Origin of the sequence: Xenorhabdus sp. SGI240 (assembly GCF_040081915.1) — a bacterium.
In the GTDB taxonomy this organism is placed as follows: domain Bacteria; phylum Pseudomonadota; class Gammaproteobacteria; order Enterobacterales; family Enterobacteriaceae; genus Xenorhabdus; species Xenorhabdus bakwenae.
Genome location: NZ_JBEBMB010000132.1, coordinates 1 through 4,270, shown reverse-complemented (window position 1 = coordinate 4,270; position 4,270 = coordinate 1). Strand labels below are relative to the sequence as shown.

4 protein-coding genes and 1 pseudogene are annotated in these 4,270 nt (G+C 40.7%); 4 read left to right on the top strand and 1 reads right to left on the bottom strand.

Features of this window, described 5'->3' with window-relative positions:
- Window positions 1-15: 15 nt before the first annotated feature.
- The 4 genes and pseudogenes from ABLA76_RS17060 to ABLA76_RS17045 all read left to right on the top strand — a co-directional run bounded on the left by ABLA76_RS17060 (window position 16) and on the right by ABLA76_RS17045 (window position 3,443).
- Window positions 16-492: a plasmid pRiA4b ORF-3 family protein gene (locus tag ABLA76_RS17060; protein ID WP_348988841.1), complete on the top strand. Its 477-nt coding sequence runs from the start codon at window positions 16-18 to the stop codon at window positions 490-492.
- A gap of 145 nt (window positions 493-637) precedes the next feature.
- A complete protein-coding gene (locus tag ABLA76_RS17055; protein ID WP_348988840.1) occupies window positions 638-1,219 on the top strand; it encodes a recombinase family protein in 582 nt (193 codons plus the stop codon).
- 24 nt (window positions 1,220-1,243) lie between these two features.
- Window positions 1,244-2,644, top strand: a pseudogene (locus ABLA76_RS17050) (ISKra4 family transposase).
- 412 nt (window positions 2,645-3,056) lie between these two features.
- Window positions 3,057-3,443: a cupin domain-containing protein gene (locus ABLA76_RS17045; protein WP_047771016.1), complete on the top strand. Its 387-nt coding sequence runs from the start codon at window positions 3,057-3,059 to the stop codon at window positions 3,441-3,443.
- Window positions 3,444-3,446: 3 nt separating this feature from the next.
- Here the strand turns inward: ABLA76_RS17045 and ABLA76_RS17040 are convergent, their stop codons facing one another.
- On the bottom strand, window positions 3,447-4,133 hold the full coding sequence (locus ABLA76_RS17040; RefSeq protein WP_348988839.1) for a LuxR C-terminal-related transcriptional regulator: 687 nt from the start codon (window positions 4,131-4,133) through the stop codon (window positions 3,447-3,449).
- Between the last annotated feature and the right edge of the window lie 137 nt (window positions 4,134-4,270).

Sequence of the window (4,270 nt, the reverse complement as noted above, 5' to 3'; positions counted from 1 at the left end):
GTATGATTTTGCTATATCATTCAGATCGCACAGGGATGGCAGGATGATCACCTACATCAATTCCGTATTTATGGCAAAAATTACGGCATTTCCTACTCCGGTGGAATTGGGTTTCCTGATAACCCTTACAAAATCATGCTGGATGACTTTGAATTTGATGCCGGTGACCGCTTTACCTACGAATACAACTTTTTCGAGCACTGGCTGCATGATATCCGTATTGAAAAAATTCTCGAAAATTCTAATTTAACGTCCCCTTTTTGTCTGGCCGGAAATAGAATGCCCGGTGCCACGCCAGAGGATGAAACGACGAAAATACTGGCATTGCTCAATGCGATTATTCATGCTGATGACACAACACCCGTCAGAAAAATCCGCCCATTGATAGATGATCTGGATACTGTCCGATTCAACCGCCGAAAGGTTAATCGTCAATTAAGTCAGCTCAACCTTAATGCCCCGGAACTGGAGCCGATGGTGATATGGTTGTAGCGGAAAGCGATGATCGGTATCCATAAAGGTATACCTTTTCATCTGCGCTAAAAACAAGGTTATAACTCTCTATAAACCTCGAAAAAGTCAATTTTATAGAGTATTCTACAAATCTTTATCAGGTTTAAAGACTTTTGAGAGTTGTATGCACTATGCCTATATCCGGGTGAGTTCGGTTGACCAGCACGTTGATCGCCAGAAAGAGGCACTGTCTGCATCCGGTATTAAAATTGACAAAATCTATATCGAACAGGCCAGTGCGAAAAACATCAACCGGCCACAGCTTAAGGATATGCTTCAACAGGTCAGAACCGGTGACACGATAGTTGTTCACTCCATCGATCGGTTATGCCGCAATATGATGGATATGTGTATCCTGACCCTGCGTTTACGCGAACAAGGCATTACACTGATCTTTCTGAAAGAGCAGCTCACGTTTAGTGCCAACGAGAGCACGCCTATGCAAGAGCTGCAACTGCATATGATGTCAGCCTTCAGTCAGTTTGAACGGGCGCTCATTCAGGAGAGACAAACCGAAGGGATCGCTGCGAAAAAACAGCGTGGAGAACGAACGGGCAGGCCACCTGCGGAGATCAGTAAATTGCCTCAAATAGACGAGTTACGAGCGAAAGGTATCAAGTTAAAGCTGGCCTGCGATAACGTGGGGTTAGGTGTTTCTACGTATTATAAATTGCGTCACCAGCTAAAAAACGGGGGAATACGGTAGCCACAACCCCAGGAGAGCCGCACCATGCAATTCACAATCCAAATCGTGATGGTCGATAAATCAGGTCATCGCCATACTGAGAAGTTATTCACGATAGAAAAACAGTCCGATGCCCCCAATGACATAGGACTTTCCCTGTCTGAATCGAAAGTACTTTTGCACGCTATCCAGCAATCCGTGATCCAGAAACAGGCGGCGGAATATTTGGATGAACATCGTGCTTGTCCTTGCTGTCAACGAAATCGCCGGATAAAAGGCAAACAACCCCTCCAGTACCGGACCTTATTTGGCATTATCCCGGTAGAGGGATTTCGGGTTTACCGGTGTACGTGTGAGAAACATTCAACCCAGACCGTTAGCCTGCTTAATAATTGGTGTAATTCGCATACTCACCCGGAACTCAGATATATAGAAACCCGGTGGGCTTCACTGATGTCTTATGGATTGACCGCCAGTCTGCTCAAAGATATTCTGCCGATGGGGGAACATTGTAATGCCGCTACAATCCGAAATCACCTCTGCCAGACGGCCAAAAGACAGGAGGCCGAATTAGACGGTGTGCCGGATTTTCTCCCCGGCGTTCCCAGAGAATGGGAAAAATTACCCAAACCGGGAAAACCGATGACAGTGGGTATTGATGGAGGCTACGTCAGAAACCGGGACGACAGAAAACACCATTTTGAAATCATCGCCGGAAAATCATTCGCGGCGAATGTCCCGACTAAACGCTTTGGTTTTGTGCAATGTCTGGAAAATCACCCCAGAAGAAAACTCATCGCCCAGCTATCTTCGCAGGGAATGCAGGCGAACCAACAAATTACTTTCTTATCGGATGGTGCCGATAATCTCAGGTATCTGCAATTTAACCTGTACCCCGAATCGCAGCACGTACTGGATTGGTTTCATATCACGATGCGTCTGACCGTACTCAAACAATATGCGAAAGGGGTATCGAAAAACGCCCCGGAATTCGGTGCAGAATTATTGGACTCTTTAACCAGTACAAAATGGTATCTCTGGCATGGCAATGTGATGAAGGCATTAGAACACCTGGATGATTGTGCCGCAATGTGTGATGAGGACATATTGCATTATGAAAATAAGACACCCTTGTCAAAACATATCGATGAAATGTACACCTATATTGAAAATAACAGCATGATGATCCCGAATTACGGTGAAATGTACCGCTATGGTGAACCCATTTCCTCTTCATTTGTTGAATCGACGATCAATGAAGTGATTGCCAAACGGATGGTGAAAAAGCAGCAGATGCAATGGAGCCAGCAAGGTGCGCATTATTTAATCCAGACCCGCACAGCGGTGCTGAATGATGATTTGAAAACCCAATTTGAGCATTGATATCCGGGCATAAAATTAGGTGACGAAGCGGAGCATTCTTGGGCAGAAGCAGTTGCTGCGTGAGTGCCCCACAGATTTTTATGGTCTCCAACGACAATCGTGTCGCCGGTTCTGACCTGTTGAAGCATATCCTGAAGTTGTGGCCGGTTGATGTCTTTCGCACTGGCCTGTTCGACATAGATTTTGTCAACTTTAATCCCGGATGAAGACCTGTCTCTTGCTCATATTTCATAGTTCAAGAGACAGCTCTATTTGGGGCTTTTTCTATTGTGCTTTATTTTCCGTTTTCTGAGACGATCCCAATGAATGTGTTTTCCCTGGTGTAAGCAAAAAGAGTAATGTTATTTAAAATAAATGAGACAAGATTATGATAATTGTAAAAATTTATTTTTTTGCAGATGTATTAATGTTAAATTTAAATACCTAGCCTAACAAAGAGTAAAAAGTACTCATATTAAAATATAAGGATGTAATTGTGATAGAGTTCGCTAGTTTTTCTACAGAAGATGCGATCAAAGATGATGCTGTTGGTATTTCAGTCAGACAGATGATAAAAAAAGAAGGACTAAACGCTTATGCGACAGTTATTAATGCAGGAAAGAGAGTAGGGTGTCATAACCACAGTATCGGAGATGAATGGTATATAATACTTTCTGGTGATGGAGAAATCTGGACAGGTGAAGTATTAGATAATGAAGTTAATAATATCCAAAAAAGGCAATTTTCTCAGGGGGATATTTTTTGTATTTATCCAAATACCGCACATCAACTTGTCGCTTATGAAAATGTAAAATTAATATTTTTATGCCCAGAGTCCCATCTATCCCATGATAGGACTCGTTTTTCAGATATATATGAATAATTACTATGCAAAAGTGATAGACTGTGATTCCCTGAAAAAATTTTCAGGGATATAGTTAGCTATGTTATTTTCATAACAATATCCAACCAAATCTTTCTTACATTTCACCCCTGTTTTTTGATACAATTTTTGGATGTAATTGGCGATTGTTCTGTTGGACAGAAATAACCTTTCAGCGATATCTTTAGTAGAAAATCCTTGCAGAATATAAAACACTATTTCCCATTCTCTTTTACTAAAAAACTCTGATGGAGGTGTAAAAACTAATGATGTTTGTATATTTATTTTGTTTAGCTTTTCTAGTGTTATAGTATCTACTGGTCTTCCATGGAAAATGGTGCCTCTGCATGTCCCATTTTCATCAATTAATGGAAATTTATCGAAATACCAGGGTTGAAGGTAGGTTAGATTTTGAAAAGGATGAATTTCAATAGAGGTAACCCGATCTAATAATGTTTCAACTTTCCTGTCGTGTTTTTGAAATTCATCCTGAAATTTTGCCGTTGATGCTGGAAGTTCACCATCAAAATGGCCTTCTACATCATATCCTTTAGGAAGGGAGAGTAATTTATGATATTTTTTATTAGCATATATAAATTTTGAAGTATGATCTTTCGCACCCCACGGATCACTACTAATTTCCCAAAATTTTATTAGCGGCCTAATCAAATTCTCTACTGAACAATTCATACGCTACCTTCTGAAAATCATCCTGATTAATTATTCTTTCTCATATTTATAATTTTAAATATGAAATAATATTACTCTAGTTTCATGGTTTAGCGTTTTCAGATTAACGGCTTAAGTAAAAATATTCAATAATAAAA

Excerpts from the sequence above, each read along its gene's own strand:
- ABLA76_RS17055 (WP_348988840.1), top strand. The coding sequence starts at position 638 with ATGCACTATGCCTATATCCGGGTGAGTTCGGTTGACCAGCACGTTGAT.
- ABLA76_RS17040 (WP_348988839.1), bottom strand. The coding sequence starts at position 4,133 with ATGAATTGTTCAGTAGAGAATTTGATTAGGCCGCTAATAAAATTTTGG.